The sequence below is a fragment of the uncultured Flavonifractor sp. genome, assembly GCF_944385615.1.
GTDB lineage: Bacteria > Bacillota > Clostridia > Oscillospirales > Oscillospiraceae > Flavonifractor.
Window position 1 is genome coordinate 14,157 of the sequence record NZ_CALWXV010000033.1, and the last position, 15,117, is coordinate 29,273.

General features: G+C 63.3%; 17 protein-coding genes. All 17 read right to left on the minus strand.

Going from position 1 to position 15,117, the window contains the following annotated elements:
• Positions 1–14: 14 nt before the first annotated feature.
• The 17 genes from Q0J75_RS09220 to Q0J75_RS09300 all read right to left on the minus strand — a co-directional run bounded on the left by Q0J75_RS09220 (position 15) and on the right by Q0J75_RS09300 (position 14,958).
• Positions 15–1,082 (minus strand): ABC transporter substrate-binding protein, encoded by a 1,068-nt coding sequence (locus Q0J75_RS09220; protein WP_297200013.1) that lies wholly within the window; start codon positions 1,080–1,082, stop codon positions 15–17.
• Between the two features lie 78 nt (positions 1,083–1,160).
• The gene (locus Q0J75_RS09225) at positions 1,161–1,952 is read right to left on the minus strand and encodes an ABC transporter ATP-binding protein (RefSeq protein ID WP_297200016.1); all 792 of its coding nucleotides are present in this window, start codon (positions 1,950–1,952) and stop codon (positions 1,161–1,163) included.
• The gene (locus Q0J75_RS09230; protein ID WP_297200018.1) at positions 1,928–2,713 is read right to left on the minus strand and encodes an ABC transporter permease; all 786 of its coding nucleotides are present in this window, start codon (positions 2,711–2,713) and stop codon (positions 1,928–1,930) included. Before Q0J75_RS09230 ends, Q0J75_RS09225 begins: the two co-directional genes overlap by 25 nt.
• A 190-nt stretch (positions 2,714–2,903) precedes the next feature.
• Positions 2,904–3,515, minus strand: a complete 612-nt coding sequence (locus tag Q0J75_RS09235; protein ID WP_297200021.1) for a single-stranded DNA-binding protein — start codon at positions 3,513–3,515, stop codon at positions 2,904–2,906.
• A gap of 69 nt (positions 3,516–3,584) precedes the next feature.
• Positions 3,585–4,001: a cupin domain-containing protein gene (locus Q0J75_RS09240; protein ID WP_297200024.1), complete on the minus strand. Its 417-nt coding sequence runs from the start codon at positions 3,999–4,001 to the stop codon at positions 3,585–3,587.
• Complete coding sequence (eutH, locus tag Q0J75_RS09245) at positions 3,991–5,079, minus strand: ethanolamine utilization protein EutH (RefSeq protein ID WP_297200026.1); 1,089 nt, start codon at positions 5,077–5,079, stop codon at positions 3,991–3,993. Before eutH ends, Q0J75_RS09240 begins: the two co-directional genes overlap by 11 nt.
• 261 nt (positions 5,080–5,340) lie before the next feature.
• Positions 5,341–5,571 (minus strand): EutN/CcmL family microcompartment protein, encoded by a 231-nt coding sequence (locus tag Q0J75_RS09250; RefSeq protein WP_297200030.1) that lies wholly within the window; start codon positions 5,569–5,571, stop codon positions 5,341–5,343.
• Positions 5,546–5,818: a hypothetical protein gene (locus Q0J75_RS09255; RefSeq protein WP_297200033.1), complete on the minus strand. Its 273-nt coding sequence runs from the start codon at positions 5,816–5,818 to the stop codon at positions 5,546–5,548. The genes Q0J75_RS09250 and Q0J75_RS09255 overlap by 26 nt, the downstream gene beginning before the upstream one ends.
• Positions 5,815–6,438: a phosphate propanoyltransferase gene (locus Q0J75_RS09260; RefSeq protein WP_297200037.1), complete on the minus strand. Its 624-nt coding sequence runs from the start codon at positions 6,436–6,438 to the stop codon at positions 5,815–5,817. The genes Q0J75_RS09255 and Q0J75_RS09260 overlap by 4 nt, the downstream gene beginning before the upstream one ends.
• Positions 6,425–7,150, minus strand: coding sequence for an ATP-binding protein (locus Q0J75_RS09265; RefSeq protein ID WP_297200040.1), 726 nt, complete (start codon positions 7,148–7,150; stop codon positions 6,425–6,427). The genes Q0J75_RS09260 and Q0J75_RS09265 overlap by 14 nt, the downstream gene beginning before the upstream one ends.
• On the minus strand, positions 7,151–7,447 hold the full coding sequence (eutM, locus tag Q0J75_RS09270) for an ethanolamine utilization microcompartment protein EutM (RefSeq protein ID WP_130870878.1): 297 nt from the start codon (positions 7,445–7,447) through the stop codon (positions 7,151–7,153). It lies immediately after the preceding gene.
• A 367-nt stretch (positions 7,448–7,814) separates the two neighbouring features.
• Positions 7,815–9,272, minus strand: coding sequence for an acetaldehyde dehydrogenase (acetylating) (locus tag Q0J75_RS09275; protein WP_297200043.1), 1,458 nt, complete (start codon positions 9,270–9,272; stop codon positions 7,815–7,817).
• Between the two features lie 62 nt (positions 9,273–9,334).
• Positions 9,335–9,988 carry an ethanolamine utilization microcompartment protein EutL gene (eutL, locus tag Q0J75_RS09280; RefSeq protein WP_297200046.1) on the minus strand — a complete coding sequence of 218 codons (654 nt, stop codon included), beginning with the start codon at positions 9,986–9,988 and terminating at the stop codon, positions 9,335–9,337.
• 170 nt (positions 9,989–10,158) lie between these two features.
• Positions 10,159–11,037 carry an ethanolamine ammonia-lyase subunit EutC gene (eutC, locus tag Q0J75_RS09285; protein ID WP_297200050.1) on the minus strand — a complete coding sequence of 293 codons (879 nt, stop codon included), beginning with the start codon at positions 11,035–11,037 and terminating at the stop codon, positions 10,159–10,161.
• A gap of 13 nt (positions 11,038–11,050) precedes the next feature.
• On the minus strand, positions 11,051–12,415 hold the full coding sequence (locus tag Q0J75_RS09290; protein WP_297200053.1) for an ethanolamine ammonia-lyase subunit EutB: 1,365 nt from the start codon (positions 12,413–12,415) through the stop codon (positions 11,051–11,053).
• Between the two features lie 33 nt (positions 12,416–12,448).
• On the minus strand, positions 12,449–13,867 hold the full coding sequence (eutA, locus tag Q0J75_RS09295; protein ID WP_297200056.1) for an ethanolamine ammonia-lyase reactivating factor EutA: 1,419 nt from the start codon (positions 13,865–13,867) through the stop codon (positions 12,449–12,451).
• Positions 13,867–14,958 carry a 1-propanol dehydrogenase PduQ gene (locus Q0J75_RS09300; RefSeq protein WP_297200059.1) on the minus strand — a complete coding sequence of 364 codons (1,092 nt, stop codon included), beginning with the start codon at positions 14,956–14,958 and terminating at the stop codon, positions 13,867–13,869. The genes eutA and Q0J75_RS09300 overlap by 1 nt, the downstream gene beginning before the upstream one ends.
• Between the last annotated feature and the right edge of the window lie 159 nt (positions 14,959–15,117).

Sequence of the window (15,117 nt, forward strand, 5' to 3'; positions counted from 1 at the left end):
CTCCTGGGGTCACATCAATAGTTGCCGGCCTCGGTCATAACGTCGAAGTCCACGTAATTCTCCACGGGGCACACATCGCCCTCGGTGATGGAACCGCCGTCCAGCAGGTTCTTCTGCTGCAGCTCGTAGTAGCCCTTGACGGTGCCGTCGGCCACGCCGTCCACCACTTCCTTGCCGGTGAGCCAGTCGGCGTCGCCGCGCTGATTGTACATGGTGTCGTAGTCCAGAGCAGCCTGAGTGGCACACCACTGGGCCACCTCGTCCTGATGCTCGTCAGCGGCGTAGTCCATAGCCTTGAACAGAGCGCGGACAAAGCGGACGGCCACGTCATGGTTGGCCTCCAGGTAACTGGGAGTAGCAATCCAGCTGGCCAGGGACACGGTGGTGTCGGCAAAGGTCAGGTTATCGGTCAGCTTGGTAGCGTCGCTCATCTGATCCAGGATGGTCAGGCTGTTGGGGGACCAGGTGGCGCAGGCATCCACGCCGCCGGACAGCATGGCGGTCACCACGGAGGCAGCATCCATGTCCATGGGGGTGATGTCGTCCATGGTCATGCCGTGAGCGGTCAGGGAGTTACGCAGGATGTCCTCGCTGGAGGTACCGGAGGAGTAGGCCACGGTCTTGCCCTTCAGATCCTCCACGGTGGTGATGCCGGGGCCGCCGATGAGGGCGTCGCCGTTGGAGATGTGGGACAGAGCAATGATGGTGGCGTTACCCTGGACGCACAGCTTATGGGCGCCCTGGCCGATGTAGCCGAAGTTGACGGAGCCGTTCTCCATGGCGGCGATGATGGTGGGGCCGTCCTCAAACTGGGTGAGGGTGACGTTCAGGCCCTCCTCCTCGAAGAAGCCCTTCTCCTTGGCGGTCATCAGGCTCCACAGGCCGCCGTAGTTGGGCATATAGCCGATGTTGATGTCAACGGTCTCAACGCTGGTGTTTGGGGTCTCGCTGTTGCCGCTGGTGGTCTCAGTGCCGCCGGTGGGGGTGTTGGCGCTGCCGCCGTTGGCGGTATCGCCGCCGCAGCCCGCCAGGGCGCCGCCCAGCATGGTCACAGTCAGGAGCATGGCAAGAAACTTTTTCACATTCATTCCTCCTATTTCATGGTTTGTGGGTTCTTTTCCTCTTTTGGTTCTATTGCAACGGCACAGGCCGTTCCAATCTTACTTACGTACCTCCAGGTACTCCTGATAGACCTGGCTCCAGATCTCGTTCTTCAGCTCCAGGAACCGGGGGGTCATCTTGGTCTCCTGGTTTCTGGGATAGGGAATGTCAATGTTGACGATGGACTTGATCCGGCCGGGCCGGGCGGACATGATGATGACCTTCTGGGCCAGGATGATGGCCTCCTCCACGTCGTGGGTGATAAAGAAGCAGGTCTTCCTGTCCTTCTCCCAGGTCTCCAGCAGCTCGGTCTGGAGCTGGGTACGGGTCTGGGCGTCCAGCGCGCCGAAGGGCTCGTCCATCAGCAGCACCTCAGGGTTGGCGGCGTAGGCACGGGCGATGGCTACGCGCTGCTTCATGCCGCCGGAGAGTTCCTTGGGATAGTGGTCGGCAAACTTGGTCAGGTCCACCTTGGCTAGATACTTCATGGCCTCGTCCTCAGCCTGCTTACCCTTGATGCCCTTCATTTCCAAGGCGAACATGACGTTCTTCTTCACGGTCAGCCAGGGGAACAGGGCGTACTGCTGGAAAACCACGCCCCGCTCGGTGCCGGTGCCGGTGACCTTCTTGCCCTTGCAGTAGACGGCGCCGGAGGTGGCCTCGTGGAGGCCGGCGATGATGTTCAGCAGGGTGGACTTGCCGCAGCCGGAGGGGCCTACCACGCAGATAAACTCGTTTTCATAGATGTCCAGGTCCACTCCATTGAGAGCCACCATCTCGCCGTTGCGGGTGTTGTATACCTTGCGGACGTTATCGATCTTGACGATCAGATTTCTCTCTTCTCCTGCCATCCCGTCAGCTTCCTTTCCAAGAATTTAATGATTTTTTCTACCGTGATGCCGATGATACCGATGATGATGACGTAGGCCAGCATGGGGGCCGAGTCAAAGCTGTTGTTCAGGGACCGGATACGCATGCCCAAGCCGGCGATGGCGCCGGTGGATTCGGCTGCGATCAGGGTGGTCAGGGCCACCGAGGCGCCCAGCCGCACAGCGGTAAGGATGAAGGGCAGGGTGGCGGGGGTGATGACCCGGATGAAGATGTCCCGGTCGGTGGCGCCCAGTACCCGGGCGGCCTTGATGAGGGTCTCGTCCACGTTGATGACGCCCTGATAGATGGTCACGCACATGATGAGGAAGCAGGCGATGGTGATAACGATCACCTGGGGACGCCGGCCCACGCCGGCGCAGATCACGATCAGAGGCACATAGGCCAGGGGGGGAATGTTGCGGATGAACTGAATCCAGGGCTCAATGATGTTGCGCACCGGCACATACCAGGCCATCAGAATAGCCATGGGCAGGGCGATGATAAAGCCGATGACATAGCCCAGGACCACGGAGATCAAGCTGCTGCTCAGGTCCTGCCAGAACACACCCCGCTCCACCATGGTCATCAAACCCTGGATGGTGACGACCACATTGGGGAAGGCCCGGGCGGTGGTGGGAATGACGGACAGGATGTACCACAGCAACATGGCTGCCGCAAAAGAGATGAGCAGCCAGACCTTTGGTGGGATCCGACTGGCGAGGGACTGTTTTTTCTGTTCCATTCTCTTCGCTCCTTCTTACGTTTGATCCGATATGCGCAAGGTTGGGATAAGCAGCCCCGCAGCTTGGATAAGTACAGTATAAAAGCTTTGGGCAAAAAGAAAAGTATGAAATTTCATCATCCCCCTGTGACAAAAGCGGACGCCGCATCTCTGCAGCGTCCGCTTTTGTTCCATCCTGTTAAGGCCCAAGTCAGCACTCCACCCCCTCCAGCCGCATCACCGATACCTCAAAGGCGGTGCGCTGGCGGCTCTGACCGTTTTCCAGCTTGGTGTAGGCCCGGCTCTGGAGCCGTCCCTCCAGCCGTACCCCGTCCCCCACCTCCAGCTCGCCGCAGCACCGGGCCAGCGCCCCCCAGGAGATGCAGGGCAGATAGTCCGCCCGGCCATACCGGCGGTTTACCGCCAGCATCAGATCACAGATCTCCCGGCCCAGAGGCGTTCGCCGGAGTATCGGCGGCTTGCACAGCACACCGGCCAGGATGAGCCGGTTTTCGTTGGGTCCCTCCCCCGGCCGGAGGCTTTTGGCGTGGAGAGTTATCACCAGCTTGCTGCCGGTACCGCTCTTGTTGTTGAAGGAGCGCACCTCCCCCTCCACCTCCACCGGCATCCCCGCCTCCACCGGGCACTCGGCCAGCAGGGCCTTTGGGACAATCACGTTGATGGTATCCTCCGAGCCGGACAGCCGGAGGACCGTCAGGGGAAAGGTTTCATATACAACGCCGTGGGTCTCATGGGACCATACCGGGTCCGCCGCGGCGGTGCCCCGGAGCAGTGCCCGGTTTTCGTTCCATCCTGTCTGCATATCCATCCACACTCCTGCCTGTTTTCGGTAGCTGTGGGATATATATGCGGGTTTGTCCCAGGGTATGCCTTACTGCTGGTTCTGCCAGTCGGCGGGATAGACGAAATACAGGAACCGGGCGTGGCCGGTGACGGAAAATTGGATCTCGCTGCCCTTGGGAATATAGATGACCTCCCCCGGCCCGGCGGACGCCTTCCGGCCGTTGCACAGTACGTCCAGCCGCCCCTCCACCACATAGTCCATCTCGTCATAGTTCAGGGTCCAGGGGAAGGTGGTGTCGGTCATCTCCATGATGCCCACCCCCAGCCGGGGGGACTGCTCCAGGGTAAACAGGTCCCGGGTATACACCCGGTCCCCTGGATTACCCGTATCCATCCGGTGGGCCTCGGTGACAGCCAGCTGAGGCACCTTTACCGCCTGCACGCCCCCGCCCAGGTGCTCCAGCAGCACCTGGCGGATGATCTCTTCCAGCTTTTTATGATCCATTGCCGCGCTCCTTTCGGGTGAGGAACATGGCCACCGCCACGGCGGTGACGCCTCCCACCAGCTTGCCCACGATCATGGGGAAGATCATAGAGGAGTCAAACCCGGCGGTAAAGCCCAGATGGTCGCCAAACACAAAGGCCGCCGACACGGCAAAGGCCACGTTGATGATCTTGCCCCGCCGATCCATGTCGTGGAGCATCTGAAACATGGGGATGTTATTGGCCAGGGTGGCCACCAGCCCCGCCGCCGCCACGTCGTTCATGCCCAGCAGGCTGCCCAGCTTCATCAGGGGCTTTTTGAATACCTTGGTAATGACGTACACCAGCGGGAAGGCCCCTGCCAGTACGATGGCGATATCCCCCACGATGGAGATGCCGTCGTGGATGGGATTGAGGCCGGGGATGATGGTCAGGGGGGTGAGGGCCTCAATGATGGCAGCGGCCAGGCCGATAGTGATGATGATAACGATGATCTTTCCAAAAATCTGAAAGCCCTTGACCATACCTCCGGGCACAAAGGCCAGCCCCAGGGCGATAAGCACCGCAAAAAGCACAATGGGCAGCAGGTTGCGCAGCACCATCATCAGGGGGAACCCGGCGATCAGCCCCCCCACCAAGCTGCCGATGGGGATGGTGATGACGCCCGCCAGCACGCCGGTGGCCAGAGCGGGCCGGTCCTCGGCCCGGATAATGCCCAGCCCCACGGGGATGGTAAAGACAATGGTGGGCCCCAGCATGGCCCCTACAATGAGGCCGCCGAACTGCCCCGCCTCCTTGGTGAGGGCCAGCTCCTGGGCCAGGGGGGCGCCCCCCATATCGTTGGCCAGGATGGTACCGGCGAACATGGCCGGGTCGGCCCCCAAAAACTGATAGAAGGGCACCACCACCGGCCGCAGCAGGTTGGCCAGCACCGGGGCCAGACAGATGATGCCCACCATGGCCAGGGCCAGGGAGCCCATGGCCAGAATACCCTCCTCAAACTTTTCCCCAAGGCCAAACCGGTTGCCCAGAATGCGGTCGATTGCCCCCAGGGCCATGAAGAGCACCATCAGATAGACGATGATCTCGTTGATGGACATAAAGCTGTCCCTCCATTTCCTAAAACGGGGCGGCGCACAGGCCGCCCCTTGAGGCTGCCGGAAAACCTCTCGACAAGGAAGCCTCGCAGAGTTCCGCCGCCCGCAGGCGGCGGAATCAAATCACAATCTGTCATTTCCGGGGACATGCGCCTCGGAAAGGACACTTCTCATGACGAATGGGGTGACTATTTCGCAAGAAATCGAACCCCATTCGTCATGCAGCTCTTTGTCGAAAAAAACCTTTAGGTTTTTTCGACAGTCTTATGGGTCAATAATACCGATGATGGCGGCGTCCACCGGCATATCCGCCCCGGCGGCAATGCGGGCAGCTCCGCCGGAGGCGATGAGGACGGTCTCCCCCTCCCCCGCCCCCACGCAGTCGGCGCACACCAGCAGGCTTTCCCCCACCCGCACCGTCAGAAAGGTCTGTCCGGTGAGGCGGGGGGCTTTTTTTGTGGCCCATACCTTACCGGCCACCTGTCCCAGCAACACAGATTCCCATCTCCCTCAGCTGCCGTTCCAGGGCCAGGCAGCGGCGATAAATGCCCGGCAGGGCGGTGCGGCGGTAGAGCCGGTATTCCAGCGCCTTCCGCTCCAGGCACACCTTGGCCCCCGCCAGCAGAGCGGCCAGCACCTCGGTCTCCCCCGGACTGCCGGGGGAGAGGGCGGCCAGCCGCCCCATGGCCCCCACCGGCAGCCAGGTAATGACCAGGGTGCGTCCCCGCCACTCCAACCTCACGGTAAAATCAAACCTCTGTCTCCTTTTTGGAACCCACAGGCGTTGGCCTCGTCGTAGTCAATGTGGACGGCGGTTTTGAATTGGGGGGAGATCCGCGCCTCCACCCCCTCAAAGACCAGAGGCCGACCGGTGAGGCACCGGAGACGCACTTCCTGGCCGTTTTCCACCCCAAAGCGGGCGGCGTCCTCCGGGGTCATGTGAATGTGCCGCTTGGCGGCAATAAGGCCATGGTCCAGCGTTACCGCCCGGTCCCCATACCGCAGGGTAATGCCGGGGGTGCCCTGGATGTCCCCCGACAGCCGCACCGGGGGAATTACCCCCAGGGCCACCCCGTCGGTGAGGGAGATTTCCACCTGGCTCTCCCCCCGCTCGGGCCCCAGCACCACCACATTGGGAATGGAGCCCTTGGGCCCCTCCAGGGTCACCCTCTGGGCGCACACAAACTGTCCCGGCTGGGACAGGTCCTTCACCCGGGTGAGCTGGAAGCCGGGACCGAAGAGGGCCTCCACATGGGCCCGGCTCAGGTGGACATGGCGGCCGCTGGCCTCCACCTCCACCGTCAGACGGCGGACGATCTGCTCCGCCAGGGCCTCAATATTCATCAAATTAAGCGTGTTCATATTGTCCCGCCTTTAGCTTTATCATCATGATCCACATCAGAGAGGACAGCCGGTTCAGGGCCAGAATGATATCTCCCCGGGTGACGTTTCCGTCCGCATCCTTGAAGGCGGCGTAGGCCGACAGCTCGGTCTGCCGGACCAGAGTGCGCACCTTGTTCACCGCCAACAGGGCGGGGCCGTCGGTGTAGGCGGGCAGAAAATGGGGCTGGCCCAGATATTTGTCGGGGTAGTGGGAGTATTCCCGCAGCTGCCCGGCATCATAGCCGCACAGCTTCAGCTCCCCCACCGGCTCGTCCAGTACGTCGCAGCGGATGAGCCGCCGCACCAGGTCCAGGGCCTCCCCCAGTTCGACCACCAGCTTGGGCGTGTTCACCGCCGCCTGCTGGGCCAGCATGATCTCCCCCTCCAGGGCGTCAATCATCCCTCGGAAGGCGATGCGGGGGTGGTCCTTGAAGACCAGCACATTGCCCTTCAGGTGGGTCATGTGCTCCGGCTTTTCGTTGAGGGCAGCGCCGAACAGGGTCTGGTACTGGGGGGTGTCCGACGGAGCATTGTGGGCATCTCCCCCCACCGGATACACCGCCTGGATCTTGTGGGCGGCCAGCCAGTCCCGGGCACCGGGGGTCAATCTCTGACCCCGGCCCACCACCACCGGCCCCCGGGTGCCGTTGTCCGACATCCGGCGCACGTCCTCACGGGTGAGCAGCTCCATTTACTCGCTCTGCCCCTCGCCCCCGTGGGGGAGAATGTGGTCCACCTCGGCGTGGGGCCGGGGGATGACGTGGACCGAGATCAGCTCCCCCACCTTCTCGGCGGCGGCGGCGCCGGCGTCGGTAGCGGCGTTCACCGCCCCCACGTCCCCCCGGACCATGACGGTCACCAGACCGCCGCCCACCTGCTCCTTGCCCACCAGCTGCACATTGGCAGCCTTCACCATGGCGTCGGCGGCCTCAATGGCCCCCACCAGTCCCTTGGTCTCCACCATACCCAGCGCGTTTGTATTTGCCATCTTCTGTTTCCTCCTGTCAGTTGTCTGCTTTGCAGGCTCCGCCGGTTGGGCGGCAGCCGGCTTGGATGCTTTGGCCCGGCCCGCTGTATGCTTCTTCCGGGTCCCTTCCGGGGGCTGCTGGGCGGCATAGCTGCCGCTGCCCGCCCCTTTGTGCTCCGGCGCGGCCAGGGCCGCCGAGACGGACATATGGGGCGTGCCGCCGGCTTGGCCGGCCTCCGCCCCGTTGCCCGCCAGGACCGGATGTTCACTGTCCTCCTCCAGCCCCTGGGGCCGCTCGGCCAGCAGGGAGTTGGTCAGGTTCTGGGCCTCCTGCAAAATGGCCTCATGGGGGTCCAGCAGCACGCCGTCGGCGTTGACTTCGCTCATTTCACCTCAGCCTCCCCATGATCTGCTCCACCAGCTGGTTGAGCAGCGTCTCGTCCACGGTACAGGCGGAGGAGACAGAGCCGGTCCCCCGCAGTTCCTCCAACTCCTTCACGCCCCAGGCCACCCGCTTGATGTTAATAAGGTCCAGGGGGCCGATGTTGTTGGAGCTGGACGAGCCGCCCACCGCGCCGCAGCCCAGCGTGAGAGCGGGGAACAGGCAGGTGGTGGCCCCGATGCCGCCCAGAGCGGCGGGGGTATTCACCAGCACCCGGCTGGCGGGGACGGCGGCAGCGAATCGCTTGGCCACCCCCTCGTCCTGGGTGTGGATGGAGAAGGTGTGGCCCGCCCCCTCCCACTCCAAAATTTCAATGCACCGGCGGAGCACCGCCTCTTCATCGGGCTCCACAAAGCAGCCCAGAATGGGCCCCAGCTTTTCGCTGGAATAGGGGTGATCCTTCCCCACCCCGGTCTCCTTGGCCACCAGCACCCGGGCAGTGGGGGGCACGCGGGTCAGCCCCGCCAGCTGGGCCACCGCGGCCACGCTCTTGCCTACAATGGCGGGATTCATGGTGCCGTTGGGCCGGAGGATAAACCGGGAGAGCTGCTTGGTCTCCCCCTCATCCAGCAGGTAGGCCCCCTGGGCCCGCAGGGCAGCCTTGACCGCCCCCTCCATCCGGGTCTCCATAATGACGCTTTGCTCACTGGCGCAGATGGTGCCGTTATCAAAGGTTTTGGAGTCCAGGATGCGCTTGACCGCCAGCTCCACATCGGCGGTGTGGTGGATATAGGCCGGGCCGTTGCCCGCCCCCACGCCGATGGCGGGAGTGCCGGAGGAATAGGCCGCCTTCACCATGGCCGCCCCGCCGGTGGCTAAGATGAGCCGGGTGGTATCGTGGCGCATGAGGGTGTTGGTGGCCTCCAGGGTGGGGGTGGTGATGCAGGAGATGGACCCCGCCGGGGCTCCTGCCTCCTCCGCCGCCCGGCGGATCACGTTCACCGTCTCGGAAATACAGTTCACTGCCCCGGGATGGGGGGAGAACACAATGGGATTGCCCGCTTTCAGGCAAATCATGGCCTTGTAGATCACCGTGGAGGTGGGATTGGTGGAGGGTACCAGTCCGGCTACCACCCCCACCGGCACACCAATGTCCACCGTCCGGTGCTCTCTGTCCTCGGCCAGAATCCCGTGGGTCTTTTGATCCCGGATGGCCTCATACAAGGTCACCGCCGCAAAGCGGTTTTTGATCTCTTTGTCAGCCTTTCTGCCAAAGCCGGTCTCCTCCACCGCCATGTCGGCCAGCCGCTTGGCGTGTTGGGCACCGGCCCGGGAGATGGCCGCTGTGATGGCGTCCAATTGCTCCTGGGGCATGACGGCCAGGGCCTTCTGGGCCTGGCGGGCCTGGGCCAGAAGGTCCCGGACCTCCTGAATGGAGCGCAGATCCTTGTCCAAATGGTTCACCTTGCCTTTCCTTGGACGGCGGGGACAAGCCCCCGCCCTACAATTCCTTTTTTCGCCCGCCGTTATTCTTCCATGGGCCGGGCGGCAATGGCCTTGATAGTCTCCGCAAACGCCGCACAGGCGGCGTCACAGGCGCTTTGGGTGCCGGTGAGCAGGCCGCCGCCGAAGTTAGTCTCGCTGGGGGGCTCGAAGAGGGTCACCAGCTCCACATCGGCGGCCTTCATGGCTTCGTCCAGCCCCGCCACCGCCTCCAAAGGCGGGGCAATGAGGTAGGCCAGGGCCTCCCCCTCTTTGATCCCCGCCACCTTGGACAAATAGGTCCCAGTCCGGGAGACGGTATGGGCAAAGTACACCACCGAGTCGTCCTGATTGGCGGAGCGAAACCCTGCCCCGCTGTGCATGAAGTCCACGCAGGCCCGCAGGCCGGACTGGACCTCCGCCGGGTTGGGCCCGGCCAGAATGCCGATAACCTCCCCGGCCAGGGCGGTGGAGGCATTGGCGGCCCCGGCATACAGGGATTTGCCATACACTACCTCCACCACGGCGGCCTTGGTGGCCTCATCCAGAGCGCAGTAGGTCATGTCGTCGCTGTCGGCGGTAATGAGGCCGATGGACCGATACTGCTTGGGCAGACCCAGCTTGTGGGCCAGAGTCTCGCTGACGTTGGCGATGGTGCGGGTGGCCAGCACCTTCACCGGGAGCAGATCGTCTGTCATATCCTCACCCCCTTAAGCTTTCCCCACGGGGCAGGCCCCGCGGGGACCCCAAGGGCATTTTTATCTGCTCGGGCGAAGTGAATTCGCCCGGCATCAAGGTTTTGCCGGACGGCAAAACGCTTGTACGCGCTGACGCGCGCCCCGCCGCGACCCCGCAGAGGCCGATATTTTCAACGCAGGTCAATCCCGCTCGCCTTCCTTTCCAGCATGGTCTTAATGAGTTCCGCAATGTGGGCCCCCGCTTCCACGGCGGTAGTGCCCCCCTTGTGGATGTTGGAGATGACGGTGCGTTTGGACTCGGGGATACCGATGTGGGGCTTGTAGGTCAGATAGGCCGACATGGACTCGGCGGTTACCAGACCAGGACGCTCTCCCACCAGCATGCACACCACCTCCGCCCCGGTCAGGTCCCCGATGTGGTCGGAGGCGCCCACCCGGCAGTATTTCACATAGAGTACCGGGCCGCCTTCCAGGCCATAGGCCTTCAGACCCGCCCGCACCGCCTGAAGGCAGTCCACGGCATTGGCCTCGATGGCGGCGGAGGACAGGCCGTCCCCCACCACCAGGGCGATCTTGGGGTTGTGTCCAAAGGTCTTTTGGATGATGGCCTGATTTTCCTCGTCAAACCGGCGGCCCCGGTCGGGCCGGGTCAGGTATTCATCCTTGCTCTGGCACAGGGTCTGGACGGGCACAAAGCCGTTGGCGGTAGCAAATTCGTCAGGCACATGGGAGAACACCGAGTCCTGGGCGGCGGCGTGGTCGGCCCGCATCCGCAGCATGGAGATGGTCTTGTACCGGGCGCCCGCCCGGCCCAGCCCCAACCGAGCGGGGGTTTTCAATTTCAAATCCTGAAAGGCCTGTCCGCTGCGGGGATTTTGTACCAGGTACTGCCGCCGCAGATCGGTCTTTGTGATGTCCTCCAGACAGCCGTCGGTCACTTCTTCCCGCCGGACGGCGGCGGCAGTCCGGGCCGCTGGGGCGGAGGGCGTCTGTCCCGCCAGCTCCAGCACCATCCGCTCCACCATAGAGCGCAGTTCTTTTTCATCCAAAGTCAAAACCTCCTTATCCCAGCAGCACCGACGCATCCCCCGCCAGCGGGGTCAGCTTGCCGTTTTCCACAAAGCCCATGTCTTCCAGCCACCGCTGGAAGGGGGGGATGGCGGTGAGGCCAAACAGTTCCCGCAGGGCGGCGGTCTCGTGGAACCCGGTGGTCTGGTAGTTGAGCATCACGTCGTCCCCGTGGGGAATCCCCATAAAATAGTTACACCCGGCGGCGGTGAGGAGGACCGCCAGGTCCTCGATATCGTTCTGGTCGGCCTTCATGTGGTTGGTGTAGCAGGCGTCGCACCCCATGGGGATGCCAGTGAGCTTGCCCATGAAGTGGTCCTCCAGCCCCGCCCGGATGACCTGCTTGGAGTTGTACAGATATTCCGGGCCGATGAAGCCCACCACCGTGTTGACCAGATAGGGCTGGAACCGCTTGGCAAAGCCATAACACCGGGCCTCCATCACCACCTGGTCCGCCCCGTGGTGGGCCTCGGAGCTGAGCTCCGAGCCCTGGCCGGTCTCAAAGTACATCACATTGGGCCCCACGGCTGTCCCCTCATGGAGAGCCAGCTGCCGGGCCTCCTCAATGAGCTTGCCGTCTAGGCCGAAGGCCTCGTTGCCCTTCTGGGACCCGGCGATGGACTGGAAGATGAGGTCGCAGGGCGCCCCCTTGCGTACCGCCTCCATCTGGGTGGTGACGTGGGCCAGCACACAGATCTGGGTGGGGATGTTCCAGCGGTTTCTCACCTCATGGAACCGGTCCAGCACCCGGCGCACGCTCTCCACCGAATCGTCCACCGGGTTCAGGCCCAGTACCGCATCCCCTGCGCCGAAGGTCAGCCCCTCCAGCAGGGAGGCCAGAATACCGTCGGGGTCGTCGGTGGGATGGTTGGGCTGGAGGCGGCAGGACAGGGTGCCCGGCAGGCCGATGGTGGTGTTGCAGTGGGCGGTGACCTTGATCTTCTTGGCCGCATAAATGAGATCCATGTTGCTCATCAGCTTGGCCACGGCGGCGATCATCTCCGCCGTCAGGCCACGGCTCACCCACCGAATGGCGTCCCCATCGTGCCGCTCGTCCAGCAGCCACTCCCGCAGCTCGGACACCGTCCAGTTTTTGATCTGGTCATAGATTTTTTCGTTTACGTCGTCCTGGATAATGCGGGTAACTTCGTCCTCCTCATAGGGAACGGCGGGGTGGTTGCGCAGATCAGCCAGGGTGAGGTTGGCCACCACCACCTTAGCCGCCACCCGCTCCTCGGCGTTCTCCGCGGCAATGCCCGCCAGCCGGTCCCCCGACTTCTCCTCGTTGGCTTTAGCCAGGGCATCCTTTACCGATTTGAATTCGTAGACGTGCCCCAGCAGCTTGGTTTTGAGTATCATGTGATCGCTCCTTAACGGCGGGCCAGCGCCCGCCTACGATTTGTTGAATACCAGCGTTTTGATAACAACAGGCAATACCGCGCCCCCCGCCACCGGTCCGCCGATATCCAGATAGTCCCCGTTGTCTACGTGAATCCCGTCCAGACACAGCAGAGGGCCGGGTACCAGGGCCGCCAGGGCCTGCCCCAGCACCTTGGCCTGGTCGGCCTCCACCGCCACCACCGGCAGAAACCCCGCCGCCAGCAAGGGAGCCAGCCCCCTTGCCACCCCCTGGGCCAAGTCCTGAATCCTGCTGTAGGTAGGATTGTCCTCCCCCCGCAGGGCCAGCACCAGCTGGGTCAGTCCGCTTTGGTCGGCATACCAGTTCAGCTTGTCCCCAATGGCCTTTGTCAATTCCTCCGCCGTCCCTTCCTCTTCCTGCCGGGTCAGCTTGAGGATGGGCAGATTTTTCATCGGAAAGTCCATATCCCGGTAGAAAATGGTGGAGCCGGACAGGTCGGTGGCGTGGCTCCCCGCCCCCACCACCGTGGCCCGGATGGTCTCGGCCCCCCGGAACCGCTCCACCTGTCCAAAGGCAGGAGAGGCGGCGATAGCTTTTCCCAGCAGTACCCCAATGTCCCCATAGGCCAGCCAGTCCTCCGGGGGCTGGTAGACGCAGTCGGCCACTCCGCCGGAAAAGGACACTCCGTCCACCGTGGCCGGAGCCCAGCGGGTACCCTGGGTCAGAAAGCCCTCCAGCCTGTCCCTGCCGGGCCGCAGCCCCGCCGCCTGCTCCAGGGCCTCCACCATGGCTTGGAGCACCGGTGTCAAGGTCTCCGGCGTGACCCGCTGGCCCACAGCAGGGGCCGGACAGGCGGCCCGCCCAAACACCGGAGACACATAGGTGACCTGTCCGCTGTTCCGGTCGATTTTGATGAGCCGCCCGCCTACGTCCAGGCAGCCGGTGGCGGCCAGCTCTCCTCGGTCATAGAGCGCCAGGTTGGCGGTGCCCCCGCCGATATCAAAGTGTAATATTCTCTTGTGCTGCTCCTTGGAGTATTGGTCTGCCCCTGCGCCACGGGCGGCCAGAATAGACTCCAGGTCAGGCCCGGCGGTGGCCACCACAAAGTCCCCAGCAAAGGCGGACAGGGCGGAGAGCACTTCCCTGGCATTTTCCTTCCGGGCGGTCTCCCCGGTGATGATAACCGCGCCAGTGTCCACCTGGGACTTGTCATAGCCCGACTTGCGGTACTCCTCCTCTACGATGGCCCGCACCCCCTCCGCGTCAATAACCGTGTCGGACAGCAGCGGGGTAAAGTGGATGTGGGAGCGGTAGAGCACCTCCCGTTCTCCAATCGCCACCCGTGGCACCGTAAAGGGCGCTGCCCGGTTTTCCAGGGTGAGCTTTGACAAAATCAACTGGGTGGTGCTTGTCCCAATATCAATGCCCACCGACAGCAGCTCTTCCCCCATCAGACCAGCTCCTTCAATAACCCTTTCACATCCCTGGGGGTGGCGGGCCGGGGGTTGGTGGGGGTACACAGATCGGCCAGGGCGGCGGCGGCAATGGCCTCCCCGTCAGCCTTTAAAACCTTGGCCTCCACGCCGCAGGCGGACAACCGCTGAGGCTGGCCCAGCTGGCTCCGTAGGCGGTTCAGGCCAAAGACCAGCGCCCGGCTGGTGGGGGATAAGCCGCATAGCTGGGCCAGCCGGGCATATTTTTTTGCGGTCTCCTTCTGGGCGGCGTTGAAGGCGATCACATGGGGCAGCAGCATGGCGTTGAGCCGCCCATGGGGCACATGGTAGCGCCCCCCCAGGGCGTGGGATACCCCGTGGCACAGCCCCAGCCCGGCGGCGTTGAAAGCCATGCCCGCCAGGTTGGAGGCCAGCAGCATATTGGCCTTGGCCTCGCTCTCCCCCGCCGTCTCAAAGGCGGGGCGCAGGTTGTGAAAGGCCAGGGTGAAGGCCTTTTCCGCCAGGGCGTCGGTGTATACGGTGGCCTTGTTGGCCACATAGGCCTCGGCGGCGTGGGCCAGCACATCCATACCGGTGTCCGCCGTCACCGCCGGGGGCACCCCCTTTAAAAAGCCCGGGTCCAGTACCGCCTGATGGGGGAGCAGACTGTCGTCTACCAGGGGGTATTTCACCCCCTTCTCGCTGTCAGTGAGCACGGCAAAGGAGGTGACCTCCGACCCGGTACCTGCGGTGGTGGGCACAGCGTATACCTGGATCTCCCCCGGCGCCCCCATTTTTTTGCCGAACTCCACCATAGCTTTGGCGCAATCCATAGAGGAGCCGCCCCCGAAGGCCACTACTGCCTGGGGCTTGAAGTTGGCCAGCTTCCGGGCGCCCTGGGCCACCATCACCAGGGGCGGGTCGGGTACCACGTCGGTGTAGGTCTCCACGGTGCAGCCCTTGAGCCGGGCCAGCACCTGGTCCAGCAGACCGGACTTGGCCAGAAAGTCGTCGGTGACCACCATTACCCGCTGTCCGTTCAGCACTTCCAGAGCGGCCAGCGCGTCCTTTCCAAAAGAGATGGCTGTTTTCAGCTGAAATCGTTCCATAGACGTCCCCTGTTTCTTCCTTGATGGGGTTAGTATGGCGGCAGAGGCTGAGAATATACCAAAAAGGCGTGCAAAAATCGGTACCCCAGCCCCATCTGCACGCAGTTTTAGCACCACCTTGCCGGAGTTTTAGCCCCACTTTCACGCACTGAAGCCCCA